Here is a 24,902-nt window from a genome sequence, read left to right on the forward strand (position 1 = left end):
TCGAGACTCGACTTTGGCGCATCTCCACCAAACAGCTGCCCGCGTGCCGGGGGCGTGGCGCAGAACCGTTTCGGGGCGGGGATCAGCAGCTGCGCTCGACGACGAGCTCGCAGAGGGAGGAGAGCGCGGTCTTGGCGGCCGTGTCGGGGAGGGGGGTGAGGACCTCGCGGGCCTCGTCGGCGTACCGGCGGGTGTCCGCACGGGCCTTCTCCAGCGCCGGGTGGGCGCGCAAGAGGGTCAGGGCCTCGGCGTGCCGGTCGTCGTCGACGAGAGGGGCGGAGAGCAGGTCGAGGAGGTACGCGTCCTCGGGCTGGGCCGCGGCCCGCAGGTGCAGGACCGGGAGGGTCGGTACGCCCTCGCGCAGGTCCGTGCCGGGGGTCTTGCCGGACTCGGTGGAGTCGCTGGCGATGTCGAGCACGTCGTCGGCGAGCTGGAAGGCGACGCCGATGCGCTCGCCGTAGCGGGTCAGGATCTCGACGACCTGTTCGTCGGCGCCGGCGAACATCGCGCCGAACTGGCCGGAGGTGGCGATCAGCGAGCCGGTCTTGTCGGCGATGACGGACAGGTAGTGCTGCACCGGGTCGTCGCCGGGATTGGGGCCGACGGTCTCGCGGATCTGGCCGGTGACCAGGCGGGCGAACGCGCGGGCCTGGATGCGGACCGCCTCGTCGCCGAGGTCGGCGACGATCTCGGACGCCTTGGCGAACAGGAAGTCGCCGGTGAGGATCGCGACCGAGTTGTCCCAGCGGGCGTTGGCGCTCGGCGCGCCGCGCCGCAGGGCCGCCTCGTCCATGACGTCGTCGTGGTAGAGCGTCGCCAGGTGGGTCAGCTCGCAGACGACGGCGGCCGGCACGACGCCCGGGGCCTGCGGGTCGCCGAACTGTGCGGCCAAAAGGGTGAGGAGCGGGCGGAAGCGCTTCCCGCCCGCCTCGACCAGGTGCCGCGACGTCTGGGTGAGGTACGGGAACTCGCTCTTGGTGGCGGCGAGGAGCTCCTGCTCCACCGCCGCCATCCCGGCGCGGATCTCCGCATCGAGCTCACCGTCATGGACGCTCAGCCCGAAGGGCCCCACGATCGTCATGCCGGTGCTCTCCTCATGGTCGCGCAGTGTGTCTGCGCTGCTGTTAATGGACGAACAGGGCGGCCTTGTCCGCGAGGTCCAGGACCGGCTGCGGCAGGATGCCCAGGACCACCGTAACCGCTACCCCCAACGCGATGGCAGCGGTGGTCAGGACACTCGGCACCACCACGGTCGGTCCGTCCGCGCGCGGCTCCGAGAAGAACATCAGCACGATGACCCGGACATAGAAGAACGCGGCGATGGCAGAACACAGCACGCCCACGATCACAAGCGATCCGGCTCCGCCATCGGCAGCCGCCTGAAAGACCGCGAACTTCCCGGTGAAACCGCTGGTCAACGGGATGCCCGCGAAGGCCAGCAGGAAGACCGCGAAGACCCCGGCGACCAGCGGGGAACGCCGGCCGAGGCCTGCCCACCGCGACAAATGGGTCGCCTCGCCCCCCGCGTCACGGACCAGGGTCACCACGGCGAATGCACCCAGGGTGACGAAACCGTACGCCACGAGGTAGAACAGCGTCGACGACGCGCCGGCCTCGTTCGCCGCGATCATGCCGGTCAGGATGAACCCGGCGTGCGCGATCGACGAGTACGCGAGCATGCGCTTGACGTCCGTCTGGGTGATCGCGATGACCGCGCCCGCCACCATCGTGACGATCGCGACGCCGATCATCACCGGCCGCCAGTCCCACTTCATGCCCGGCAGCGCCACGTAGAAGAACCGCAGCAGCGCGCCGAAGGCGGCCACCTTGGTCGCGGACGCCATGAAGCCGGTGATCGGGGTCGGCGCGCCCTGGTAGACGTCCGGGGTCCAGGAGTGGAACGGCACCGCGCCGACCTTGAACAGCAGCCCGACCGCGATCATCGCCATGCCGATCAGCAGCAGCGCGTCGTTGTCCATCGCGCCGCCGGTCGCCACCGCGATCTGGTCCAGGCGCAGGCTGCCCGAGTAGCCGTACAGCAGCGCCACGCCGAAGAGGAAGAACGCCGACGAGAAGGCGCCGAGCAGGAAGTACTTGAGCGCCGCCTCCTGCGACAGCATGCGGCGCCGCCGGGCGAGGCCGCACAGCAGGTACAGCGGCAGCGACATGACCTCCAGCGCGATGAACATCGTCAGCAGGTCGTTGGACGCCGGGAACAGCAGCATGCCGCCGAGCGCGAACATCGTCAGCGGGAAGACCTCGGTCTGGTGCAGACCGGCCTCCGTCGCCTCCTTCTCCTGCGCGCTGCCCGGCGCCGCCGCGGCCTGCGGGGCGAACGCGTCGCCGCCGCCCGGCTCCAGGCGGCGTTCCGCGATCAGCATCACCGACACGATGCCGAGCAGCAGCAGCGTGCCCTGGAGGAAGAGGGACGGGCCGTCGACGGCGACGGCGCCGACGGCGGCCACCTCCTGCTCGCCGGCGAGCGCGACGACGCAGGCGAAGGCCGCCGCCATGCCGCCGAGCGAGAGGACCAGGTGGGTGGCGTACCGCGCCTTGCGGGGCACGAACGCCTCGACGAGCACCCCGACGACCGCGACGCCGAACACGATGAGCATCGGCGAGAGTTCGCCGTACTCGATCGTGGGCGCGTCGACGGTCGCGGCGAGTTGCAGACCCGCGCTCACTTGTTGCCTCCGTGGGTGTCGGCCGCCAGTTGCTGCTCCGCCGGCACGATCGGGTCGGTCGGCTTCGGATCGTTCTGCTCGACCCGGGTGATGGTGTCCTCGACCGCGGGGTTGACCACGTCCAGGATCGGCTTCGGGTACACGCCGAGCACCAGCAGCAGGGCGATCAGCGGCGCGACCACGACCATCTCGCGGACGTTCAGGTCCTTGATCTTCTCCACGCCCGCCTTGACCGGCCCGGTCATCGTGCGCTGGTAGAGCACGAGGACGTACAGCGCGGCCAGGATGATGCCGACCGTCGCGAAGACGCCGGCCACCTCGTAGCGCGAGAACGTGCCGATCAGCACCAGGAACTCGCTGACGAACGGGGCCAGCCCCGGCAGCGACAGCGTCGCCAGGCCCGCCACCAGGAACGTGCCGGCCAGCACCGGCGCGACCTTCTGCACACCGCCGAAGTCGGCGATCGTCTTGCTGCCGCGCCGGGTGATCAGGAAGCCCGCGATCAGCAGCAGCGCCGCCGTCGAGAACCCGTGGTTGATCATGTAGAGGGTGGCACCCGAGTGGCCCTGCGTGGTCATCGCGAAGATGCCCATGATGATGAAGCCGAAGTGCGAGATCGACGTGTACGCGATGAGCCGCTTGATGTCGGTCTGCCCGACCGCGAGCAGCGCGCCGTAGATGATCCCGATGACCGCCAGCGTCACGACCAGCGGCGCGAACGTCTTGGAGGCGTTCGGGAACAGCTCCAGGCAGAACCGCAGCATCGCGAACGTGCCGACCTTGTCGACCATCGCGGTCACCAGCACCGCGACACCCGGCGTGGCCTCGGTCATGGTGTCCGGCAGCCAGGTGTGGAACGGCCACAGCGGCGCCTTGATCGCGAAGGCGAACAAGAAGCCGAGGAACATCGCCTTCTCGGCCGCCGGGTTGATGTCCAGCTCACCCGACGCGACCGCCTGCGACACGCGGATCAGGTCGAACGTGCCCTGCCCCGCGCCGCCGATGTCCTGGTTGGCGGTCACCACGTACAGCGCGACGACCGCGGCCAGCATGACCAGGCCGCCGAGCAGGTTGTAGAGCAGGAACTTGACCGCCGCGTACGAGCGTTGCGCGCCCCCGAAGCCGCCGATGAGGAAGTACATCGGGATGAGCATGGCCTCGAAGAAGATGTAGAAGACGAAGATGTCGGTGGCCGCGAAGGACACCACCACCATCGCCTCGACCATCAGCATGAGCGCGAAGAACGCGTGCGTCGAACGCGGCGCCGCCTTGTCGCCCGCGGTCCCGTCCATGCGCACCTGCGGCGTGTCCGCGTCGTGCCACGACGCGAGCACCAGGATCGGCATCAGCACCGCGGTCAGCAGGATCAGCACCACGCCGATGCCGTCGACGCCCAGCGCCCAGTGCACGCCGAACGACTTGATCCACGAGTAGCTCTCGGTCATCTGGTACCGGTCGCCGTCCGGCGAGAACTTCACCGTGACGATGACCGCGAGCACCAGCTCGGCGAGGGTGACCGCCAGGGCGACGTTCTTGGCGAGCAGGCGCTTGCCCGCCGGCAGGGCCGCGACCAGCAGCCCGCCGGCGAACGGCAGCGCGGCCATGACCGTCAGCCAGGGGAAGTGGCCGTTCATCGCAAGCCCTCCGCCGTGTCGAGATTGGTGACAGCGCGTGTGGTGTCAGGAAGCCGACGGGCCGTACGCCGCACGGCCCCGCGCGTCAGGGCCATCACGCCATCCTCGCCATCAGGGTCGCCGCCACGACGACGGCCGTGCCGCCGAACATCGACAGCGCGTACGAACGCGCGAACCCGGTCTGCACCTTGCGCACCCGTGCCGAGGTCCCGCCGATGAACGCCGCCAGGCCGCCGACGAATCCGTCGATGCCCTTGCCGTCCACCCAGACCAGCAGCCGGGTGAGGTACTGCCCGGGCCGCATGACCAGGCCCTCGTTGATGGAGTCCTGGTAGAGGTCCTTGCGGGCGGCCACCGTGACCAGCGAGCCGTGCGGCGCGACGGCCGGGACCTCGCGGCGGGCGTACTGCACGTACGCCACCAGCACACCCAGCGCCACCATCGCGGTGGCCATGCCGGTCACCACCCAGACGCTGAAGGGCAGTTCGCCGTGGTCGAAGCCGGTCACCGGGGTCAGCCAGTTCACGAACGCGTCGTTCAGGACGAACAGCCCGCCCGCGAACACCGATCCGAACGCCAGCACGATCATCGGCACCGTCATCGACGCCGGCGACTCGTGCGGGTGCGGCTCGTGCCACTCGGCGGGCGCACCGACCGGCGCCTCCTTCCACCGCTCGCGGCCGAAGAAGGTCATGAGCATCACGCGCGTCATGTAGTACGCGGTCAGCGCCGCCGCGACCAGCGTCACCGAGCCCAGGATGTACCCGCTCGTGCCGCCCTTCGCGAAGGCCGCCTCGATGATCTTGTCCTTGGTGAAGAACCCGGACAGCAGCGGGAATCCGATGATCGCCAGGTAGCCGAGGCCGAACGTCACGAAGGTCACCGGCATGTACTTGCGCAGGCCGCCGTACCTCCGCATGTCGACCTCGTCGTTCATGCCGTGCATGACCGAGCCGGCCCCGAGGAACAGCCCGGCCTTGAAGAAGCCGTGCGTCACCAGGTGCATGATCGCGAACGCGTAGCCGATCGGGCCCAGGCCCGCCGCCAGGATCATGTAGCCGATCTGCGACATCGTGGACGCCGCGAGCGCCTTCTTGATGTCGTCCTTCGCACAGCCGACGATCGCACCGAACAGCACCGTGATGGCACCGACGATGGTCACCACCAGCTGCGCGTCCGGCGAGGCGTTGAAGATCTCCGCCGACCTGGTGATCAGGTACACGCCCGCGGTGACCATGGTCGCCGCGTGGATGAGCGCCGACACCGGGGTCGGGCCCTCCATCGCGTCGCCGAGCCACGCCTGCAGCGGGAACTGCGCCGACTTGCCGCACGCCGCGAGCAGCAGCATCAGGCCGATCGCGGTCATCGTGCCGTCGGACGCCTCGGCCGAGCCGCCGAGCACGTCGTCGAAGGCGAAGGTGCCGAAGGTGGTGAACATCAGGAAGATCGCGACGGCCAGACCGAAGTCGCCGACGCGGTTCATGATGAACGCCTTCTTCGCCGCGGTCGCCGCCGACGGCTTGTGCTGCCAGAACCCGATCAGCAGGTACGACGCGAGGCCGACGCCCTCCCACCCGACGTACAGCAGCAGGTAGTTGTTCGCCAGCACCAGCAGCAGCATCGACGCCAGGAACAGGTTCAGGTACGCGAAGAACCGCCGCCGGTCCGGGTCCTCCGCCATGTAGCCGATCGAGTAGATGTGGATCAGCGAGCCCACACCGGTGATCAGCAACACGAACACCATCGACAGCTGGTCGAGGTGCAGGCCGACCTCGGCCTGGAAGTCCGCCACCGGCACCCAGTTCCACAGGTGCTGGTCGATCGACCGCTCGGCGTCGTCCTTGCCCAGCATCGCCGCGAACAGCGCCACGCCGACCGCGAACGAGCCGAGCGCGAGCAGGGTGCCGATCCAGTGCCCGAGCTTGTTGCCCCGCTTGCCGCACAGCAGCAGCACCGCGGCGCCGAGTAGCGGCAGCCCGATCACCAGCCACGTCGCCGAGAACACCCCGCTCGCCGCGACCGAGTGCATGCCGCCGCCTCCCTCGGAGGCCAACAGCGTCGAGGAAACCGAGTTTTGCGTCACCAGTCCCCTACCACTTCATCAGGTTGGCGTCGTCGACCGAGGCCGTACGGCGGGCGCGGAAGATGGCGATGATGATCGAAAGTCCGACCACGACCTCGGCAGCCGCGACGACCATCGTGAAGAACGCGATGATCTGGCCGTCGTAGTTGCCGTGCATCCGCGCGAACGTCACGAACGCCAGGTTCGTGGCGTTGAGCATCAGCTCGACGCACATGAACACCACGATCGCGTTGCGGCGCAGCAGCACACCGGCAGCGCCGATGGTGAACAGCAGCGCCGACAGGTACAGGTAGTTCGCCGGGTTCATGAGCGCGACTCCTTCGATCCTGCGCCGGCCGCGACCGAGTCGCCGTGGGTGGTCCCGGCCGCGTCAGGGTCCTCGGGCGCCGCTTCGGGCCCGCCGTCGCCGGGCCCCGTACCGGGGTCGGCGGCGCCGGACGTGCCCTCCTCGTCCTCGTGGCGGGCCGGCGGCACCTCGCCGCGCTGCTCCATCCACACTTCGGCGCTCTCCTCCAACTCCGCCACCCGGTGCACCGGTTCGCGGCTCACGTCGCGCACCTGGCCGCGGGCCCGCAGCGTCGCGTTGACGGACAGCTCCGAGATGCTGCCGTCCGGCAGCAGCGCCGGGATGTCCACCGCGTTGTGCCGCGCGTACACGCCGGGGGCCGGCATCGGCGCGAGGTTGACGTTGTCGCGTACGCGCGCCTCCGCCAGTTCCCGCTGCGTCTTGCGCGGCTTGAGGCGCTCGCGGTGCGCCAGCACCATCGCGCCGAGCGCGGCGGTGATGAGCAGCGCGCTGGTGATCTCGAACGCCCAGACGTACTTGGTGAAGATCAGGTGCGCGAGGCCGTTGACGTTGCTCTGGTCCATCGCCGTCCGGGTCGCCTCGTCCGGGGCCGCGGCCCCGGACGGCGAGGTCCCGCCGCCGTAGCCCGCGAAGTTCCCGAGCGAGGCGTTGGCGATTCCCGCGACCAGCAGGATGCCGAAGCCGAGGCCCGCGAGCACCGCCGCGACGCGCTGGCCGCGCAGCGTCTCCTTGAGCGAATCGGCGGACGAGACGCCCACCAGCATCAGCACGAAGAGGAACAGCATCATGATCGCGCCGGTGTAGACGACGATCTGCACGACGCCGAGGAACACCGCGCCCTGCGCCATGTAGAACAGCGCCAGGCACAACATCGTCGAGGCCAGCATGAGCGCGCTGTGCACGGCCTTCTTCATGAAGACCGTGCCGAGCGCGCCGATCAGGGCGATCGCCCCGAGGATCCAGAACTGCACCGCCTCGCCGGTCGACGTGCGGGTCAGTTGTTCCGCGAGGACCACGCCCCCGGACATCCCGTCAGTGGCCATGCTCATCGCACACCCGCTTCGTGCCCGTCGGAGGCTTCGTCCGCGGCGCCGTCGGCGTCCGCGTCGTCGGCGCCCTGCGTGACCGTGCCGGGCGCGGCCTCGGTGACCTTGCCCAGGTAGTAGTCGCGCTCCTCCATGCCCGGGTACATCTCGTGCGGCGGGGCGACCATGCCCTCGTGCAGCGGCGCGAGGAGCTGCTCCTTGGTGAAGATCAGGCTCGCGCGGGTCGTGTCCGCCAACTCGTACTCGTTCGTCATCGTGAGCGCCCGCGTGGGGCACGCCTCGATGCACAGGCCGCAGAAGATGCAGCGCAGGTAGTTGATCTGGTAGACGCGGCCGTAGCGTTCGCCCGGCGAGAAGCGTCCTTCCTCGGTGTTGTCGGCGCCCTCGACGTAGATCGCGTCCGCCGGACACGCCCACGCGCACAGCTCGCAGCCGACGCACTTCTCGAGGCCGTCCGGGTGCCGGTTGAGCTGGTGCCGCCCGTGGTAGCGCGGCGCCGTCGGCTTCTTCTCGAACGGGTAGAACTCGGTGTTCGCCTTCTTGAACATCGTCGCGAAGGTGACGCCGAAGCCCGCCACGGGTCCCAGGAAGTTGCCCACGGTCACACCTCCCTGTCCGTCGTGTCGGTCGGGTCAGCCGGGTTCTCGGGCGAGGACGAGCCCGCCCCGACGGCCGCTCCCACCGGTTCCGTACGCCGGACGTTGCGGCGCGGTACGGGCGGCAACTCCTGCCCCGGCAAAGGCGGCACGGGGAATCCGCCCGCCATCGGGTCGAAGGGCTCCTTCGCCCCGGGCGTGCCCGGCAGCGGCTCTTCTCCCCCGTCGTCGTCCTCGGCGCCGCGCATCATGTCCCACACCACCGAGAGCACGAGGACCACGATGATCGCCCCGGCGATGCCGAGCACGATGTTGCGGTAGTCGTAGCCCTCGTTCTTCAGCGCGCGCACCGTGGCGACCAGCAGCAGCCAGGCCAGCGAGGTCGGGATGAGGACCTTCCAGCCGAGCTTCATGAACTGGTCGTAGCGCAGGCGTGGCAGCGTGCCGCGCAGCCAGATGAACAGGAACAGGAAGGCCTGCACCTTGAGGAAGTACCAGAGAAGCGTCCACCAGCCGGAGTTCGCGCCGTCCCAGACGGCGGAGATCGGCCAGGGCGCCCGGTAGCCGCCGAGGAACAGCGTGGTGGCGAGCGACGAGACGACCACCATGTTGACGTACTCGGCCAGGAAGAACAGTGCGAACTTCAGCGACGAGTACTCGGTGTGGAAGCCGCCGACCAGCTCGCCCTCGGCCTCCGGGAGGTCGAACGGCGCGCGGTTGGTCTCGCCGACCATGGCGATGACGTAGATGATGAACGACACCGGCAGGAGCACCGCGTACCAGGTGTCGGTCTGCTGCGCGACGATCTCGGACGTCGACATCGAGCCCGCGTAGAGGAACACGCCCGCGAAGGACAGGCCCATCGCGACCTCGTACGAGATCATCTGCGCGGTACTGCGCAGCGAGCCCAGCAGCGGGTACGTCGACCCGGACGACCAGCCCGCCAGCACGATCCCGTAGATGCCGACCGACGCCGTGGCCAGGATGTAGAGCACGCCGACCGGCAGATCGGTCATCTGCAGGTGCGTCTGGTGCCCGAACATCGACACCTGGCCGCCCATGGGGATCACCGCGAACGCCATGAACGCGGGGACCATCGCGACGACCGGCGCCAGGATGTAGACGGGCCGGTCGGCGGCCTTGACGATGATGTCTTCCTTGAAGGCCAGCTTGACGCCGTCCGCGAGGGACTGCAGCAGACCCTGCGGGCCGACGTGCTTGGGCCCGATGCGCATCTGCATCCACGCCACGACCTTGCGCTCCCACCAGATGGCGAAGAGCGTCATGACGACGCAGAACGCGAAGACCAGCACGGCCTTGAACAGGATCAGCCACCACGGGTCGGACGCGAACCCGACCGGGTCGGCCGCGAGCTGCACGCCCGCCGCGGTGGCCGGTCCGTCCAGGGTCGTCAGCCCGGCGCTCGATTGCGGGCCCATCAGCTCTCCTCACCCTCACCGGGAAGCTCGTCCGGCCGCGCCCCGGCGGGCCGGGCCCGGAGACCGTTGACGCCGGTGCCGTTGGCCGGCCCCTCGACGCCGCGGCCCTCCGGCCCGGACGCGACCTCGGCGGCGGCGCCGTCGGACGCCCGCTGCTGCGGCAGCACCGCGGCCTTGAGCCGGACCACTTCGCCCGGGTTGACCGACAGCGTGCGGCGTACCTCGGAGCCCGGCGAGTTCGCCGGGAGCCACGCGACGCGGTCGGCCATCTCGGTCACCGCGAGCGGCAGCGTGACCTCGCCGCCGTGGCCGGTCGACACCGTCACCTCGCCGCCGTCCGCCGCGCCGATCTCGGCCGCGGTGGCGGGGCTGAGCCGGACGACCGGGCGGCGGCGCGTGCCGGCGAGCGCCGACTCGCCGTCCTGGCCGCGGCCTTCGTCGAGCAGCAGGCGCCAGGACGCGAGGACCGCCTCGCCGGCGCCCGGGGTGGCGGCGGCGCGGCGCTCGCGGGGCTCGGGACCCGCGGCGCGTTCACCGGCCCAGCCGCCCAGGCCGCGCAGTTCGCGCCGGGCCGAGCTGACGTCGGGCAGGCCGAGCGGGCGGTCCATCTCGTCGGCGATCGCGTGCAGCACCCGCAGGTCCGGCATGACCGTCCCGGAGACGCCGGTGACCTGGTCGTGCTTGAGGACCGAGGCGAAGGGCCGCTCGCGGCCTTCCCAGTCGAGGAAGGTGCCGGGCTTCTCGGCCGCCGCGGCGACCGGGAACACGACGTTCGCGCGCTCGGTGACCTCGCTGTGCCGCAGTTCGAGGCTCACCACGAACTGCGCGGCCTCCAGTGCGGCCAGCGCGCCCGCCGGGTCCGGCAGGTCGGCGGGCTCGACGCCCCCGACCACCAGTGCGGCGAGCTTGCCGTCGCGGGCCGCGCGCAGGATCGCCGCGGTGTCCAGGCCGTAGCCGCCGGGCAGTTCGGACACCCGCCACGCGGCGGCCACCTCGGCCCGCGCCTCCGGGTCGCTGACCGGACGCCCGCCCGGCAGCAGGCTGTAGAGCGCGCCGGCCTCCAGCGCGCCGCGCTCGCCGGCCCGCCGCGGCACCCATGCCAGGCGCGCCCCGGCGGCCTCGGCGAGCGCCCGAGCCGCGGTGAGCGCCCCCGGGATGCCCGCCAGCCGCTCGCCGACCAGGATGACCGCGCCGTTCTCGCGCAGCAGGTCGGCCGCGTCGCCGCCCAGGGTGTCGAGGCCGGACCGGGTCGCCAGGGCGTCGAGCCAGTCCGTCTCGGTGCCCGGAGTCGCGCGCAGCAGCGCGCCGTTCATGCGGATCAGGCCCGCGGTCGCGAACGGCGCGATCGAGAAGACCTTGAGGGTGCCCTTGCGGGCCGCCTTGCGCAGCCGCAGGAAGACGATCGGCGACTCGTCCTCGGGTTCGAACCCGGCCAGCAGGACCGCGGGGGCCCGCTCCAGGTCGGCGTAGGTGACTCCTATCCCGGTCCCGGCGACCTCGGAGGCCAGGAACTCGGCCTCCTCGGTGGAGTGTTCGCGGGCCCGGAAGTCGATGTCGTTGGTGCCGAGGGCGACGCGCGCGAACTTGGCGTACGCGTAGGCGTCCTCGACGGTGGCCCGCCCGCCGACCAGCACGCCGGTGCGCTCGCGGGCCGCGTTCAGCCCCTCGGCGGCCGCGGCCAGCGCCTCCGGCCAGGACGCGGGCCGCAGTTCGCCGGTCTCGGCGTCACGCAGCAGTGGCGACGTGATGCGGTCGCCGAGCGACGCGTACCGGAACGCGAAGCGGCCCTTGTCGCAGTTCCACTCCTCGTTGACCTCGGGGTCGTCGCCCGCGAGGCGCCGCATCACGCGGCCGCGCCGGTGGTCGGCGCGCAGCGAGCACCCGGACGCGCAGTGCTCGCAGGCGGTCGGCGTCGACACCAGGTCGAACGGCCGGGACCGGAACCGGTACGCCGCCGACGTCAGGGCGCCGACCGGGCAGATCTGGATCGTGTTGCCGGAGAAGTACGACTCGAACGGCTGCTTCTCGTAGATGCCGACCTGCTGCAGCGCACCGCGTTCGATCAGCGCGATGAACGGGTCGCCCGCGATCTGCTCGGAGAAGCGCGTGCAGCGCGCGCACAGCACGCACCGCTCGCGGTCCAGCAGCACCTCGCTGGAGATGGGCAGCGGCTTGGGGTACGTGCGCTTGACCTCGCCGAAGCGGGAGGTCGAACGCCCGGACGTCATCGCCTGGTTCTGCAGCGGGCACTCGCCGCCCTTGTCGCACACCGGGCAGTCGAGGGGGTGGTTGATGAGCAGCAGCTCCATCACCCCGTCCTGCGACTTCTTGGCGACCGGCGAACTGATCTGCGTGCGGACCACCATGCCGTCGGTCACGGTCGTCGTGCACGAGGCGAGCGGCTTGCGCTGGCCCTCGACCTCGACCAGGCACTGGCGGCAGGCGCCGACCGGGTCGAGCAGCGGGTGGTCGCAGAACCTGGGGATCTGGATGCCGAGCAGCTCCGCGGCCCGGATGACCAGCGTGCCCTTGGGCACGCTGACCTCGATCCCGTCCACCGTGATGGTGACCAGGTCCTGCGGCTTGGGCGCGGGCGCGCCGCCCGCCGGTGCGTTGGTGGTAACGGTCATCAGGCTTGCGCTCCCGCCATGGTGGAGGCCCAGACCGTCGAGGCCGCCGGGTCGAAGGGACAGCCGCGCTGGGCGAGGTGGGCGACGTACTCGTCGCGGAAGTACTTGAGCGACGAGAAGATCGGGCTCGCGGCGCCGTCGCCGAGGGCGCAGAACGACTTGCCGTTGATGTTGTCGGCGACGTCGAGCAGCGTCTCCAGGTCGGCTTCGGTCCCCTCGCCCTTCTCCAGGCGTTCGAGGATCTGCACGAGCCAGTACGTGCCCTCGCGGCACGGCGTGCACTTGCCGCACGACTCGTGGGCGTAGAACTCGGTCCAGCGCAGCACCGCGCGGACCACGCACACCGTGTCGTCGAAGATCTGCAGGGCCTTGGTGCCGAGCATCGAGCCCGCGGCGCCGACGCCCTCGTAGTCCAGCGGTACGTCGAGGTGTTCGTCGGTGAACATCGGCGTCGACGAGCCGCCCGGGGTCCAGAACTTGATGCGGTGCCCCTCGCGCACGCCGCCCGCGAGGTCGAGCAGTTGGCGCAGCGTGACGCCGAGCGGGGCCTCGTACTGGCCGGGGCGCTTGACGTGCCCGGAGAGCGAGTAGAGCGTGAAGCCGGGGGACTTCTCCGAGCCGAAGCCGCGGAACCAGTCGACGCCCTTGTGCATGATCGCGGGCACCGAGGCGATCGACTCGACGTTGTTGACGCAGGTCGGCGACGCGTACAGGCCGGCGACCGCGGGGAACGGCGGGCGCAGGCGCGGCTGGCCGCGGCGCCCTTCGAGCGAGTCGAGGAGCGCGGTCTCCTCACCGCAGATGTACGCGCCGGCGCCGGCGTGCACGGTCAGCTCCAGGTCGAAGCCGGAGCCGAGGATGTTCCTGCCGAGGTAGCCCGCCTCGTACGCCTCCTTGACCGCCTCCTGGAGGCGGCGGAGGACCGGCACGACCTCGCCGCGCAGGTAGATGAAGGCGTGGTTGGAGCGGATCGCGTACGCCGCGATGACGATGCCCTCGACGAGCACGTGCGGGTTGGCGTACATGAGCGGGATGTCCTTGCAGGTCCCCGGCTCCGACTCGTCGGCGTTGACCACGAGGTAGTGCGGGTTGCCGTCGCCCTGCGGGATGAAGCCCCACTTCATGCCGGTCGGGAAGCCCGCGCCGCCGCGGCCGCGCAGACCCGCGTCCTTGACGGTCTGGATGACCTCGTCCTGGTGCTTGGCGAGAGCCTTGCCCAGGCCCCGGTATCCGTCGTGCCGCAGGTAGGTCGCGAGCCGCCAGGGCTGCTCGTCGTCCCACGGCGCGGACAGCACCGGAGTCAGGATCGAGGGGTCGGCGCCTTCCGTCGTCGCGCTCATGTCGGTCACGCCCCCTTCCCGGTGGTCGTCGTGGTGGCGGGTCCTTCGGGGTCCTGGCCCTTGGCGATGCGCAGCCCGACAAGGCTGGGCACGCCGCCCGCGCCGCCCTGGTCGACGGCGTCGGTGCGCGGGTCGGGGAATCCGGCGAGGATGCGGGAGGTCTCGCGGAAGGTGCACAGCGGGGCGCCGCGGGTCGGGGTGACCTGCTTGCCGGCGCGCAGTTCGTCGACCAGGTCCTTGGCGGACGCGGGGGTGACGTTGTCGAAGAACTCCCAGTTGACCATCATCACCGGCGCGTAGTCGCACGCGGCGTTGCACTCGATGTGCTCCAGGGTCACCGAACCGTCCGGCGTGGTGCCCTTGTTGCCGACACCGAGGTGGTCCTTGAGCGTCGCGAAGATCTCGTCGCCGCCCATGACCGCGCACAGGGTGTTCGTGCAGACGCCGACCTGGAAGTCGCCGCCGTTCTCGCGGCGGTACATCGTGTAGAAGGTCGCGACGCCGGTGACGTCGGCGGTGGTGAGGCCCAGCATCTCGGCGCAGAACTCGATGCCGGAGTGGCTGACGTACCCCTCCTCCGCCTGCACGAGGTGGAGCAGCGGGAGCAGGGCCGAACGCGACTGCGGGTAGCGGCCGATGATCTCCCGCGCGTCGGTCTCCAGCCGGGCGCGTACGTCGGCGGGATAGCCCGGCGCGGGCAGGCGGGGCATGCCCAGGTCGGTCATCGGTCGACACCTCCCATGACGGGGTCGAGGCTCGCGACGGCGACGATCACATCCGCGACCTGGCCGCCTTCGCACATGGCGGCCATGGCCTGGAGGTTCGTGAACGAGGGGTCGCGGTAGTGGACGCGGTAGGGGCGGGTGCCGCCGTCGCTGACCATGTGCACGCCGAGTTCGCCCTTGGGGGACTCGATGGCCGCGTACACCTGGCCGGCCGGCACCCGGAAGCCCTCGGTCACCAGCTTGAAGTGGTGGATGAGGGACTCCATCGAGGTGCCCATGATGGTGCGGATGTGGTCGAGCGAGTTGCCCAGGCCGTCCGGGCCGAGGGCGAGCTGCGCGGGCCACGCGATCTTCTTGTCCTCGACCATGACCGGGCCCGGCTTGAGCCGTTCCAGGCACTGTTCGACGATCTTGAGCGATTCCTTCATCTCCGCGATGCGGACCAGGTAACGGCCGTACGCGTCGCAGGTGTTCTCGGTCGGGACCTCGAACTCGTAGTTCTGGTAGCCGAAGTACGGCTGCGTCTTGCGCAGGTCGTGGGGCAGGCCCGCGGAGCGCAGGCACGGCCCGGTGACGCCGAGGGCCATGCAGCCGGTGAGGTCGAGGTAGCCGATGCCCTCGGTGCGGCCCTTGAAGATGTGGTTGTCGTTGAGCAGCAGTTCGTACTCGTGGATGCGGCCCGGGAGTACGTCGACCAGCTCGCGGATCTTGTCGACCGCGCCGGGCGGCAGGTCCTGCGCGAGGCCGCCGGGCCTGATGTACGCGTGGTTCATGCGCAGGCCGGTGATCATCTCGAACACGTCGAGGATCAGCTCGCGGTCGCGGAACCCGAACGTCATCACGGTCAGCGCGCCGATCTCCATGCCGCCGGTCGCGAGGCAGACCATGTGCGACGAGATGCGGTTGAGCTCCATGAGGAGCACGCGGATGACGTTGGCGCGGTCCGGGATCTGGTCGGTGATGCCGAGCAGCTTCTCGACACCGAGGCAGTAGGCCGCCTCGTTGTACAGCGGCGTCAGGTAGTCCATGCGCGTCACGAACGTGACGCCCTGGGTCCAGGTCCGGTATTCGAGGTTCTTCTCGATGCCGGTGTGCAGGTAACCGATGCCGCAGCGGGCCTCGGTGACGGTCTCGCCGTCGATCTCCAGGATCAGCCGCAGCACGCCGTGCGTGGACGGGTGCTGCGGGCCCATGTTGACGACGATGCGCTCGTCGGCGTCGGCGGCGGCCTGGACGACCTCGTCCCAGTCGGAGCCGGTGACCGTGTAGACCCGGCCCTCGGTGGTCTCCCGGGCCTTGGCCTCCGCGGCCTGCTGCTGCGTCTGCGTGTTCTCGGCCATTAGGTGTACGACCTCCGCTGGTCGGGCGGCGGGATCTGGGCGCCCTTGTACTCGACGGGCACACCGCCGAGCGGGTAGTCCTTCCGCTGCGGGTGGCCGGGCCAGTCGTCCGGCATGAGGATGCGGGTGAGCGCCGGGTGCCCGTCGAAGACGATGCCGAAGAAGTCGTACGTCTCGCGCTCGTGCCAGTCGAGCGTCGGGTACACCTTCACGAGCGACGGGACGTGCGGGTCCACGTCGGGGGCGGCGACCTCCAGGCGCACCTGGCGATTGTGGGTGATCGAGCGCAGGTGGTAGACGGCGTGCAGCTCGCGGCCCTCGTCGGTCGGGTAGTGCGCGCCGCTCACGCCGCTGCACAGTTCGTACCGCAGGGCCGGGTCGTCGCGCAGCGTCAGCGCCACCTTGACGAGGCCCTCACGGCGTACGTGCAGGGTCAGTTCGCCGCGGTCGACGACGACGCGCTCGACGACGTCGTCGAACTCGACGCCCGCCTCGGCCAGCGCGCCGGTCAGTTCGTCGGCGACGACGTCGAACTCTCCCTCCCGTCGCCCCCCGCCGCCCATGTTCGAGAGCGCTGCGCGCTCCTCCTCTTGATCGCCGCCGTGCGGACCGCCGTACGGGCGGGTCGCGGCGGCGGGGAGGGCGATGGTGCGGACCAGCTTGCCGTAGCCCGACGTGTCGCCCGTGCCCTTCGGGCCGAACATGCCGTGCCGGACTTCCAGCACCTCGGCGGCCGATCCGCGGGGAACCGGAACGCCGTTGCCCGCGTTGTTGCCGGTGTCGGCGTTGCCGTTGCCTGCGTTGTTCCCGGCGTCGTTCCCGGAGTTGCCGTTGCCCGAGTTGTTGTTGCCGGCGCTGTTGTTGCCGGAGTTGCCGGCGTTGGACGCGTCGCTCACCGCAGCAGCCCCTTCATCTCGATCGTGGGCACCGCCGTCAGCGCGGCCTGCTCGGCGGCGCGCGCGGCCTGCTCGCGGTTCACGCCGAGGGGCATGTGCTGCACCTGCTCGTGGAGCTTGAGGATCGCGTCCATCAGCATCTCGGGGCGCGGCGGGCAGCCGGGCAGGTAGATGTCGACCGGCACGATGTGGTCGACGCCCTGGACGATCGCGTAGTTGTTGAACATGCCGCCGGAGGACGCGCACACGCCCATCGACAGCACCCACTTCGGCGCGGCCATCTGGTCGTAGATCTGGCGGAGCACCGGGGCCATCTTCTGGCTCACCCGGCCCGCGACGATCATCAGGTCGGCCTGGCGCGGGGACGCGCGGAAGACCTCCATGCCGAACCGCGCGAGGTCGTAGCGTCCGGCGCCGGTCGCCATCATCTCGATCGCGCAGCACGCGAGACCGAAGGTGGCGGGCCAGAACGAACTCTTGCGGAAGTAGCCGGCGAGATCTTCGACCGTGCTGAGCAGGAAGCCGCTGGGCAGCTTCTCCTCAATACCCATCGGATGGCCTCTCCTGGATCACCTGGAACACCTGGATCCCTGCGTCAGTTGCCTACGGCGGTACGGGTCAGTCCCACTCGAGGCCGCCGCGACGCCACAGGTAGGCGTAGGCGACGAACACGGTGAGGATGAAGAGCGCCATCTCGATGAGACCGAAGATGCCCAGGGCGTCGAAGTACACCGCCCACGGGTAGAGGAAGACGATCTCGATGTCGAAGATGATGAAGAGCATCGCCGTCAGGTAGTACTTCACCGGGAAGCGCCCGCCGCCGATGGGCTGCGGTGTCGGCTCGATACCGCACTCGTACGCCTCCAACTTGGCCCGGTTGTACCGCTTGGGCCCGGTCAGCGCGCCGGCGACGAGGGAGACGATGCCGAACGCCGCCGCGATGCCGCCGAGCACGAGGATCGGCGCGTACAGGTTCATGGCCGCACTGCTCCCTTCCGTCCATCTGGCCCGGTCACAACCACCCGCTTGTGAGCATGTGACCAGGTTCACAAGCACCCGGAACGGCGCCGATCCTACGCCTCTTCCGATGTGATCTGCGACACGGGTGCAGTTCGATCATGATGTGATCTTCAACACCTGATGATCGATCAGAAACGATTGCTCACGGGCTTGATTCGACGTACCGCACAGATTCGGACACGCTGCGCTAGGGATGCGACGGCGAAGCAACGCGCTAGATGGCGATCTTGAACGCGTCCTATATCAGGCGATTTTGCAGATCATCAAATTTGATCGAAAAACGGCACCGTGTTAGGGGACCCTCAGTTCTCCCGAAGTGTGCTCCGGTGCTGGTCGGGAGGGTGATCGGGGCGGGCCAGGCGGGAGTTCCGCAGCCCGTCGCCCCGCCGTGCGGGGACGCGCGTACGCCCCCGGTCGGCTGCGCGACGCACGCATCGCGTGGAGCTTGATGCGGGCGATTCGGCAGCGGGCCGAGGGCGTACGTGGGTCTGGTGAGGTCGGGCGAGGTGGCTCAGGTGAGGTGGTTGTGGACGGCCGTCGCCGAGGTGCCGGCGGGCCACACGGGCCCCGACGAACCCGACTGCGCGGAAGCAGGGCGATCAGGGCGATCACCTCGTATGTCGACGCGGGTCGGCCGTGCGGCGCCGGTCAGCTGAGCGCGTACGCCTCAAGTTCCGCGAGATACGCGTCCTTCAACTGCCGCGGCAGCCAGGTGATCTCGAAAGCGTTGCGTTGGAGCTGCACCAACTCGTCCCGTGTCAGGTCGAGTTCGCGTTGAGTGACCTCGATGTTCTCCTGGACGTAGCCGTCGAAGTAGGCGGGGTCGTCGGAGTTGAGGGTGACGCGCATGCCCTTGTCGAGCATTTCGCGGATCGCCTCGCCCTTGATGCCGTCGACGACGAAGCCGTTCGAGATCGGACAGACCGTGAGGCCGATGCCGCGGCGCAGGATCTCCTCGACAAGGACCGGGTCTTCGAGCGAGTTCACGCCGTGGTCGATGCGGTCGACCCCGATGTCGAACAGCGCCTGGCGGATGTGCTCGGCGGAGTTCTCCTGGTCGACGTCGCAGTGCATGGTCAGGCGGTAGCCCTCGGCTCGGGCGCGGGCGTACACCGCGGCGAACTTGCTCGGCGGGTTGCCCTTTTCGTCGGAGTCGAGGCCGACGCCGACGATCCACTCGCGGTACGGGAGGGACTGGACGAGCGTGGCCATCGCGTACTCGGCCTGGAAGTCGCGCAGGAAACACATGATGAGCTGGGCGCGGATGCCGAGGCGGGCGTGGGCATCGTCGATCGCGCGGCTGAGCCCGCGTACGACGACGTCGAACGGCACGCCGCGCGAGGTGTGCGCCTGGGGGTCGAAGAACATCTCGACGTACCGCACGTTCTGGCCCGCGGCCTTGGTGAGGTAGGCCATCGCGAGGTCGTAGAAGTCCGGCTCGTGGAGCAGGACGTTCATGCCCTCGTAGTAGATGGTGAGGAATGACGACAGGCTGTCGAACCGGTAAGCGGCGCGCATCTCGTCGACGTTCGCGTACGGCAGTTCCATGCCGTTGCGCTCGGCCAGCGCGAACTTCAGCTCGGGTTCGAGAGTGCCTTCGATGTGCAGGTGCAGCTCGCACTTGGGGAGCCCCGCGATGAACTCGTTCATGGGGCCAGCGAAGCAGGTTGTTTGGGCCCGCACAATCGGCCCCCTGGGGTGTGGGGCGGCGGCTTCGGGCGGGGCGTGCCGGCGTACGACGGTCCCGGACCGGACGGGACGGGACCAAGGTCCTTGGTTCCTGTGCCTCCAGACAGGCCCAGCGGCCCTGCCGACGGGCGGCCCCGGTGCGTAACTTTTGAGGCAGAACGTCCTGGGACCGGCCGGAGCGCCCTTGGCGGGCTCCGGGCCCCCGTCAGGTGTGTTCAGGCCTACCTGCCCTATGTAGGAGAACCATGTGTGCCCCCCGCTGGATGTGCCTTACGCGCGCTGAACGGCAGAACGTCGCCCTTGTACTGGCCATCTCGCTGACCGACGCCGCGCTCGGCCCCCACGTGGGGCTGCTCGCGCTGTTCGCGGTCGGGCCCGCGTTCGCCGCGGCCCGCGGGTCGGTGCGGCATGTGTACGGGATCGGGATCCTCTCGGTGGCGCTGACCAGCCTGTCGGCGTACATCACGTCCTCGGTCGGCACCCAGCGGACCGTGGTCGCCCTGGCTGCCGTCGTGGCCGTGACCTTCGCGTCCGCCGCGTCGGCACGCGTCCGGATCCGCCAGGAGCGTCGCCTCGCGGACGTACGCCAAGTGGCCGCGGTGGCGCAGAGCGTGATCCTTTCGCCGCCGCCCGAGGACACCGGGTCCGCGGAGATCGCCGTCTCGTACGTCTCCGCGGCGGACGACGCCGAGATCGGCGGGGACTTCTACGAGGCGGTGCCGGTCGCCGGCGGGCTCCGCGTCATCGTGGGCGACGTGCAGGGCAAGGGGCTCGACGCGGTGCGGACCGCCTCGGCCGCGCTGTCCGCCTTCCGCGAGAGCGCGCCGGACGCCTCCGAACTGCGCGGCGTCACCGCCAAGATCGCCTGCGCCCTGCAACGGCGCCCGAAGGACGAGCAGTTCGTCACCGCGGTGGTCGCCGAACTGGATGACGACGGCAGGCTCACGCTGCTGAACTTCGGCCACCCCGACCCGGTGATCGTCCGCGCGTCGGGGGAGGAGATGCTGGCCGAACCCCGCGATCCCGGGCTGCCGTTGGGGCTGGAGTGGCTCGGCGGCGGAGGTCCGGGCGAACACCGGACCCGGCTCGCTCGCGGTGATCGTGTCCTCTTCTATACGGATGGCCTCGCCGAAGCCCGCGACTCCGACGGGCAGTTCTACCCGCTGGTCGCGCGCACCGGGCTGTTGCGCGAGGAGAGCCTGGACGCGTCACTGGCCGAACTGCGGTGTGATGCGCAGAAGTACGCCGGACACCGAATACCGCGGGTCGACCGCGGGGTCGCACGACACACCTCCGCAACCCCGCGGTGGTCGGCCGCTCCAGTACACGCCGACCTGCGACGTGTGCGTAACGGCGAAGTGCCCTATGACTTCCCGTAATTAGGCGCCCGAGAACGGCTGGTCGGCTTCAGCCCTCGTCCGACTTCGCGAGCTCCGCCTCGAAGACGCCGAACGCCTCCGCACCGAAGAGCACGAAGCGCGCTTCCTCGACCTGCGTGTCGGCCGCCCGTACCGTCCCGATCGCGATCCGCGCGGCATCGTCCATCGGCCAGCCGTAGATCCCCGCCGAGACGGCGGGGAAGGCGACGGTACGCGCGCCCAACTCGTCGGCCACGCGCAGCGATTCGCGGTAGCAGGAGATCAGGAGCTCGGACCGGTCCGCACTGCTCGACCACACCGGGCCGACCGTGTGGATGACCCACCGGGCGTCCAGCCGGCCGGCCGGAGTCGCCACGGCCTGGCCGGTGGGCAGGCCGCGGCCGTACTTCGCGGCCCGTAGGTCCCGGCAGGCGTCCAGGATCTCCGGGCCGCCCTTGCGGTGAATCGCCCCGTCGACCCCGCCGCCGCCCAGCAGCGACGAATTCGCCGCGTTCACGATCGCGTCGACCGACTCATCGGTGATGTCACCTTGCACCAGCGTGATCCGCGCAGTCATGAGGTCACCGTACGTCCGGGCCCTCCTCGGGCGCCTCCGCAATCTCCTTGATCACCGAGAGCCGTCGGTCCCACTCCGCCGCCCGCAGGCTCATCCACCGCGCGGCGGCGGCCAGCGGCTCGGGCTCGACCCGGTACCGCACCTCGCGCCCGACGGCTTCCGCCTTGACCAGTCCGGCACGATCCAGCACCGCGAGATGCTTCACCACCGCCTGCCGGGTCACCGGCAGCTCGGTGGCGAGCGAAGTGGCCGTGCCGACCCCCTTCTGGGCCAGCAACTCCAGGATGCGCCGCCGCGTGGGGTCCGCGAGGCCCGTGAACACGTCCTCGACCCGTGCGTCCTCGACCTGCGCTTCCTCGACCTGCGCTTCCTCGACCCTCGGGCCCTTGAGCCGCGCGTCCTCGACCCGCCTGTCCGCACCCATCCCGCCACCTCCCCTCGGCGCCCACCGATGCCCCGAGCATCATCCAGCACCGCCCGGTATCGCCTGGGAGGGCCCTCACCCGGCGGCCGAAAGCACCTCTTCGACGCGCTTGCGCAGGTCCTCGGTGACGATCGTCCAGCCCTCGGTGTTGTCCTTGAACCGGGCTTCGAGCTCGGCGTCGTCGGCCCGCACCGCGGTGATCCCGCTCTCCACCACCCGCAGCCGGGTCCCGCCCCCTTCCTCCGTGAGGGTGAACGTCACCAGCGTCCGGTTCCCGTCCGTCGGCCGCGTCCCCTTGCCGGCGCCGACGAGCGCCCACCAGTACGAGAACCGCCGCGGCGCCTCGATCTCCTCGATGAGCACCGGGATCTCCCCGAACTCCTCGTGGTCGAAGACGACCCATCCGCCGGGCCGGAAGTCCGCCGAGGTCGGCTCCGGCATCCCGAACCAGGTGCCCATGTGCCGGGTCTGCGTGATGACGTCCCAGACCCGCCGCGGCGAAGCCGCGATCAGTACGTCCCGCTCGATCGTGTCCACAACCTGTGCAGCCATGACAGCTCTCCTTGCGCTAGTGACGCCGATGGACCTGCTACCTCCAGGTTGCACGTGCCGGGCGGTTAGCGCAACCCTGGGGTTGCACGAATGCGTCCACGCCACTCCGGTGTCTGGTGCCCGCGGCCTCGGCCCCGGCCTCGGTCGCTGCCCCGGCCTTGGTCGCTGCCGCTGTCGCGCCAGGTGCTCTCTACTCCCCCAATGCGAAGGGCGGGCTCTCCGGTCCCATCGCGAAGACGGCCAGTTGGGTCTCGCCGTTGGCGAAATCGTCGTCGCACGGTTGCAGGGCGGCGACCAGTCGGCGCCCGTCCGGCGACCAGGCGAGAGCGCCGACGTACGTCTCCATCTGTCGGCCCAGGATGATCCGGCGGTCGGCCATCCGCCAGATGCACAGTTCGTGCGGGCGTGTGTCGCCGAACGACCCCCGGTAGGCGAGCCTGCGGCTGAACGAGGCGGCAGCCAGGTACGCCCCGTCCGGGCTCGCCGCGAGCTCGAACAACCGCTCGGAGGCGTCCATGACCTTGTCGACCACCTGGGCAGTCACCGGGTCGACCACGTAGAGGTTCTGCTGCGCACCGAGGAACAGCCGTGAACCGTCCGCCGAGAAGGCCTTGCACTGGATCGGATCCCACTTGCCCGCGTGCGAGATGGTCCGCTGCGGCAGTTCGTCGGTCGCGTGCAGGTCGTAGCCGCCTTCCCCGCCGCCGTTCGGGGTGACCCGGTGGATGCCGTCGTGCGACCGCAGATGTCCCAACTGATAGGCCGCCGTCGTCTCTTGTCGGGTGCGGACGTCGAAGCTCCACTGCGCTTCGGGGCGCGGATCGGTCAGCTTGCTGTACGACTTGATCGTCAGCACGTGCTCGCCCGGCACCCACATCGGCATCGGCACGATCCAGTCCCCGGCACTGGTGTGGGCGACCTCGGACCAGTCGGTGGTGTCGTAGATCCACACCAGGCCGCCCCAGCTGGTCGCAGCCAGGTACTTGCCGTCGTCGGAGAAATCCAGGCTCCGTACTTGGTGGCCCTTCGCATCGACCTTCTTCCCCGCGAACGGGCTGATGCGGCGGACCGGCTCCGCGAGGTCGGGGATGTGCGGGGCGTCCTCCGCGGTCCATGTGTCGGCGTTCATCGGGACGATCGTCGTGCCCCATGCGTCGCCGGGCGCGAGCGTTTCGATGTACCGCTCGTCCGTCACCCACACGTCGAAGTCGAACTGCACCAGCAGGTCTTCGTCTTTCCAGCCGCCGTCGCGCTCGTAGTAGAAGTCGTGCAGCTGTTCCCACTGCTCGGGCGTGGGCGGGTGGTTGCGGGTGGCGACCCGTTCGATGCGCGAGACGAACCGGCGGGCGTTGTCCTCGACCCACCCGAAGTCGAGCATGGTGTCGACGTCCAACATCCTTGCCAGCGGGCCGGGTTGGTCCGAGGAGGCGGAAGCGTGCCAGCGTGCGGCCTCCCACAGCACGAAGAAGAAGAACCCGGGGTCGTCCGGCACCGGCGGGCACATCTGGCTTCCGGTGTCGTAGTAGACCGCGAACACCCTGAAGCGGACGCGGAGTTCCTTCGGGTCGACATCCAGCGCGCGGACACCGTAGATATCGGTCGACATTGCCGTCTCTCGTCGGGGGCTTTCCGGGGACGACGCCCGATCGTGGCACAGCGCTCCGACGCCGCGGCCGGCGTGATCCATCGGACGCGCCGAGCGCCGCGTACGGCGGACGTCCGGTGCTCGAGGGTCGGCCGAGACGGACTTGCCGGACTTACCGGGACCGCTCTATCGGGGGCGGCTGTACTGGGGCGGCTCAAATAGGGCGGCTCTACGGGGGCAGCCCTACCGGGACAGCCCCAACTCGCCTGCACGCAAACCGGCTTGGAAGCGGGAGTCGGCCTCCAGTTCGGCCATCAACTCGGCCACGCGGCGCCGGTACGTACGTACCGAGACGCCGAGCCCCTTCGCCGCCGCTTCGTCGGTCTGGCCTGAGCCGAGCGCCTTGAGGATTGTGCGGCCGTCGGCGTCGAGGTGTGGGAAGTCGCCGCGCAGGTAGGTCTCGAGGTCGTCGGAGGTGTCCCAGAGCGCCTGGAACAGCGAGCGAACGCCGTCGACCAAAACCTGCGACGTCGTCACGGTGTATTCGCGGCCGCCAGGGCCTTCCGGGCCGGCGAGGATCATGACGCGTCGGTCGATGAGGATGGTCTCGTGCGGCAGCGGCGAGCGGCTGATCCGTACGAGGGCGCCCTGACCGCGTACCAGGCGCAGGTGCGCGCGGGCCTCTTCGTCGGTGAGGGCCACCGGGCTGAGCAGCTTTTGAGGAGTGAAGGCCGTGGGGGCTGCAGCGCGCATGCGATTTCGTACGGCGGCTCTGGCTCCCGGGTGCGACCAGGTCCTGAGGTCCCGGGCAGCGCACAGGAACTCGGTGCGTACGGACTCGAAGAGATGGCCTGCGCGCGCGATCAGCTCGCCGTCGCCTCGCACGGACAAAACCTCTTCGTTCCGCATCCGCATTCCGCCAGTTTGGCAGCAAGCTGCCACGAGGGCCGCAGGCGTCGTATCGGCGGGCAGCATGG

Annotated in this window: 22 protein-coding genes; 1 reads left to right on the plus strand and 21 read right to left on the minus strand. The window is 69.9% G+C overall.

Annotated features, from left to right (window positions below):
- Window positions 1–82 precede the first annotated feature (82 nt).
- The 16 genes from ACWD12_RS03055 to ACWD12_RS03130 form a co-directional block, all read right to left on the minus strand.
- On the minus strand, window positions 83–1,081 hold the full coding sequence (locus ACWD12_RS03055) for a polyprenyl synthetase family protein (protein ID WP_450098041.1): 999 nt from the start codon (window positions 1,079–1,081) through the stop codon (window positions 83–85).
- Window positions 1,082–1,124: 43 nt separating this feature from the next.
- Window positions 1,125–2,684: an NADH-quinone oxidoreductase subunit NuoN gene (gene nuoN / locus ACWD12_RS03060; protein WP_358358414.1), complete on the minus strand. Its 1,560-nt coding sequence runs from the start codon at window positions 2,682–2,684 to the stop codon at window positions 1,125–1,127.
- The gene (locus tag ACWD12_RS03065; protein WP_450098042.1) at window positions 2,681–4,318 is read right to left on the minus strand and encodes an NADH-quinone oxidoreductase subunit M; all 1,638 of its coding nucleotides are present in this window, start codon (window positions 4,316–4,318) and stop codon (window positions 2,681–2,683) included. Before ACWD12_RS03065 ends, nuoN begins: the two co-directional genes overlap by 4 nt.
- 94 nt (window positions 4,319–4,412) lie before the next feature.
- The gene (gene nuoL, locus ACWD12_RS03070) at window positions 4,413–6,347 is read right to left on the minus strand and encodes an NADH-quinone oxidoreductase subunit L (RefSeq protein ID WP_358358408.1); all 1,935 of its coding nucleotides are present in this window, start codon (window positions 6,345–6,347) and stop codon (window positions 4,413–4,415) included.
- Between the two features lie 61 nt (window positions 6,348–6,408).
- A complete protein-coding gene (gene nuoK / locus ACWD12_RS03075) occupies window positions 6,409–6,708 on the minus strand; it encodes an NADH-quinone oxidoreductase subunit NuoK (protein ID WP_358358405.1) in 300 nt (99 codons plus the stop codon).
- Window positions 6,705–7,736: an NADH-quinone oxidoreductase subunit J gene (locus tag ACWD12_RS03080; RefSeq protein ID WP_450098201.1), complete on the minus strand. Its 1,032-nt coding sequence runs from the start codon at window positions 7,734–7,736 to the stop codon at window positions 6,705–6,707. The genes nuoK and ACWD12_RS03080 overlap by 4 nt, the downstream gene beginning before the upstream one ends.
- Window positions 7,737–7,753: 17 nt before the next feature.
- Window positions 7,754–8,353 carry an NADH-quinone oxidoreductase subunit NuoI gene (gene nuoI, locus ACWD12_RS03085; RefSeq protein WP_358358402.1) on the minus strand — a complete coding sequence of 200 codons (600 nt, stop codon included), beginning with the start codon at window positions 8,351–8,353 and terminating at the stop codon, window positions 7,754–7,756.
- A 2-nt stretch (window positions 8,354–8,355) separates the two neighbouring features.
- Window positions 8,356–9,789, minus strand: a complete 1,434-nt coding sequence (nuoH, locus tag ACWD12_RS03090) for an NADH-quinone oxidoreductase subunit NuoH (RefSeq protein ID WP_450098043.1) — start codon at window positions 9,787–9,789, stop codon at window positions 8,356–8,358.
- Entirely contained in the window at window positions 9,789–12,419 is a 2,631-nt protein-coding gene (locus tag ACWD12_RS03095; protein ID WP_358358396.1) for an NADH-quinone oxidoreductase subunit G, read from the minus strand. The genes nuoH and ACWD12_RS03095 overlap by 1 nt, the downstream gene beginning before the upstream one ends.
- Window positions 12,419–13,759 carry an NADH-quinone oxidoreductase subunit NuoF gene (gene nuoF, locus ACWD12_RS03100; RefSeq protein ID WP_358358394.1) on the minus strand — a complete coding sequence of 447 codons (1,341 nt, stop codon included), beginning with the start codon at window positions 13,757–13,759 and terminating at the stop codon, window positions 12,419–12,421. Before nuoF ends, ACWD12_RS03095 begins: the two co-directional genes overlap by 1 nt.
- 5 nt (window positions 13,760–13,764) lie before the next feature.
- Window positions 13,765–14,484 (minus strand): NADH-quinone oxidoreductase subunit NuoE, encoded by a 720-nt coding sequence (gene nuoE / locus ACWD12_RS03105; RefSeq protein ID WP_450098044.1) that lies wholly within the window; start codon window positions 14,482–14,484, stop codon window positions 13,765–13,767.
- Window positions 14,481–15,824 carry an NADH dehydrogenase (quinone) subunit D gene (gene nuoD / locus ACWD12_RS03110; RefSeq protein ID WP_358358387.1) on the minus strand — a complete coding sequence of 448 codons (1,344 nt, stop codon included), beginning with the start codon at window positions 15,822–15,824 and terminating at the stop codon, window positions 14,481–14,483. Before nuoD ends, nuoE begins: the two co-directional genes overlap by 4 nt.
- Window positions 15,824–16,720: an NADH-quinone oxidoreductase subunit C gene (locus tag ACWD12_RS03115; protein ID WP_450098045.1), complete on the minus strand. Its 897-nt coding sequence runs from the start codon at window positions 16,718–16,720 to the stop codon at window positions 15,824–15,826. The genes nuoD and ACWD12_RS03115 overlap by 1 nt, the downstream gene beginning before the upstream one ends.
- Window positions 16,717–17,271: a NuoB/complex I 20 kDa subunit family protein gene (locus ACWD12_RS03120; RefSeq protein ID WP_358358382.1), complete on the minus strand. Its 555-nt coding sequence runs from the start codon at window positions 17,269–17,271 to the stop codon at window positions 16,717–16,719. Before ACWD12_RS03120 ends, ACWD12_RS03115 begins: the two co-directional genes overlap by 4 nt.
- Before the next feature lie 67 nt (window positions 17,272–17,338).
- Window positions 17,339–17,698 carry an NADH-quinone oxidoreductase subunit A gene (locus ACWD12_RS03125; RefSeq protein WP_358358379.1) on the minus strand — a complete coding sequence of 120 codons (360 nt, stop codon included), beginning with the start codon at window positions 17,696–17,698 and terminating at the stop codon, window positions 17,339–17,341.
- A 690-nt stretch (window positions 17,699–18,388) separates the two neighbouring features.
- On the minus strand, window positions 18,389–19,390 hold the full coding sequence (locus ACWD12_RS03130; RefSeq protein ID WP_450098046.1) for an adenosine deaminase: 1,002 nt from the start codon (window positions 19,388–19,390) through the stop codon (window positions 18,389–18,391).
- Between the two features lie 284 nt (window positions 19,391–19,674).
- On the opposite strand from ACWD12_RS03130, the gene ACWD12_RS03135 reads away from it, so the two are divergent.
- The gene (locus ACWD12_RS03135; protein WP_450098047.1) at window positions 19,675–20,808 is read left to right on the plus strand and encodes a PP2C family protein-serine/threonine phosphatase; all 1,134 of its coding nucleotides are present in this window, start codon (window positions 19,675–19,677) and stop codon (window positions 20,806–20,808) included.
- A 28-nt stretch (window positions 20,809–20,836) separates the two neighbouring features.
- Here ACWD12_RS03135 and ACWD12_RS03140 read toward each other — a convergent pair whose 3' ends face one another.
- From ACWD12_RS03140 to ACWD12_RS03160, 5 genes are all read right to left on the minus strand, one after another.
- The gene (locus tag ACWD12_RS03140; RefSeq protein ID WP_358358363.1) at window positions 20,837–21,364 is read right to left on the minus strand and encodes an O-acetyl-ADP-ribose deacetylase; all 528 of its coding nucleotides are present in this window, start codon (window positions 21,362–21,364) and stop codon (window positions 20,837–20,839) included.
- Window positions 21,365–21,368: 4 nt separating this feature from the next.
- Window positions 21,369–21,686: an ArsR/SmtB family transcription factor gene (locus ACWD12_RS03145; protein ID WP_450098202.1), complete on the minus strand. Its 318-nt coding sequence runs from the start codon at window positions 21,684–21,686 to the stop codon at window positions 21,369–21,371.
- A gap of 177 nt (window positions 21,687–21,863) precedes the next feature.
- The gene (locus tag ACWD12_RS03150) at window positions 21,864–22,340 is read right to left on the minus strand and encodes an SRPBCC domain-containing protein (protein ID WP_450098048.1); all 477 of its coding nucleotides are present in this window, start codon (window positions 22,338–22,340) and stop codon (window positions 21,864–21,866) included.
- Window positions 22,341–22,530: 190 nt separating this feature from the next.
- The gene (locus ACWD12_RS03155) at window positions 22,531–23,946 is read right to left on the minus strand and encodes a WD40 repeat domain-containing protein (protein ID WP_450098049.1); all 1,416 of its coding nucleotides are present in this window, start codon (window positions 23,944–23,946) and stop codon (window positions 22,531–22,533) included.
- 222 nt (window positions 23,947–24,168) lie between these two features.
- Entirely contained in the window at window positions 24,169–24,834 is a 666-nt protein-coding gene (locus ACWD12_RS03160) for a DNA-binding response regulator (RefSeq protein WP_450098203.1), read from the minus strand.
- Window positions 24,835–24,902: the final 68 nt, after the last annotated feature.

Source organism: Streptodolium elevatio (assembly GCF_053592165.1).

Coding starts and splice junctions, on each gene's coding strand:
- ACWD12_RS03055 (WP_450098041.1), bottom strand. CDS start 1,081: ATGACGATCGTGGGGCCCTTCGGGCTGAGCGTCCATGACGGTGAGCTC.
- ACWD12_RS03065 (WP_450098042.1), bottom strand. CDS start 4,318: ATGAACGGCCACTTCCCCTGGCTGACGGTCATGGCCGCGCTGCCGTTC.
- nuoL (WP_358358408.1), bottom strand. CDS start 6,347: ATGCACTCGGTCGCGGCGAGCGGGGTGTTCTCGGCGACGTGGCTGGTG.
- nuoK (WP_358358405.1), bottom strand. CDS start 6,708: ATGAACCCGGCGAACTACCTGTACCTGTCGGCGCTGCTGTTCACCATC.
- ACWD12_RS03080 (WP_450098201.1), bottom strand. CDS start 7,736: ATGTCCGGGGGCGTGGTCCTCGCGGAACAACTGACCCGCACGTCGACC.
- nuoH (WP_450098043.1), bottom strand. CDS start 9,789: ATGGGCCCGCAATCGAGCGCCGGGCTGACGACCCTGGACGGACCGGCC.
- ACWD12_RS03095 (WP_358358396.1), bottom strand. CDS start 12,419: ATGACCGTTACCACCAACGCACCGGCGGGCGGCGCGCCCGCGCCCAAG.
- nuoF (WP_358358394.1), bottom strand. CDS start 13,759: ATGAGCGCGACGACGGAAGGCGCCGACCCCTCGATCCTGACTCCGGTG.
- nuoE (WP_450098044.1), bottom strand. CDS start 14,484: ATGACCGACCTGGGCATGCCCCGCCTGCCCGCGCCGGGCTATCCCGCC.
- nuoD (WP_358358387.1), bottom strand. CDS start 15,824: ATGGCCGAGAACACGCAGACGCAGCAGCAGGCCGCGGAGGCCAAGGCC.
- ACWD12_RS03120 (WP_358358382.1), bottom strand. CDS start 17,271: ATGGGTATTGAGGAGAAGCTGCCCAGCGGCTTCCTGCTCAGCACGGTC.
- ACWD12_RS03125 (WP_358358379.1), bottom strand. CDS start 17,698: ATGAACCTGTACGCGCCGATCCTCGTGCTCGGCGGCATCGCGGCGGCG.
- ACWD12_RS03130 (WP_450098046.1), bottom strand. CDS start 19,390: ATGAACGAGTTCATCGCGGGGCTCCCCAAGTGCGAGCTGCACCTGCAC.
- ACWD12_RS03135 (WP_450098047.1), top strand. CDS start 19,675: ATGTGTGCCCCCCGCTGGATGTGCCTTACGCGCGCTGAACGGCAGAAC.
- ACWD12_RS03140 (WP_358358363.1), bottom strand. CDS start 21,364: ATGACTGCGCGGATCACGCTGGTGCAAGGTGACATCACCGATGAGTCG.
- ACWD12_RS03150 (WP_450098048.1), bottom strand. CDS start 22,340: ATGGCTGCACAGGTTGTGGACACGATCGAGCGGGACGTACTGATCGCG.
- ACWD12_RS03155 (WP_450098049.1), bottom strand. CDS start 23,946: ATGTCGACCGATATCTACGGTGTCCGCGCGCTGGATGTCGACCCGAAG.
- ACWD12_RS03160 (WP_450098203.1), bottom strand. CDS start 24,834: ATGCGGAACGAAGAGGTTTTGTCCGTGCGAGGCGACGGCGAGCTGATC.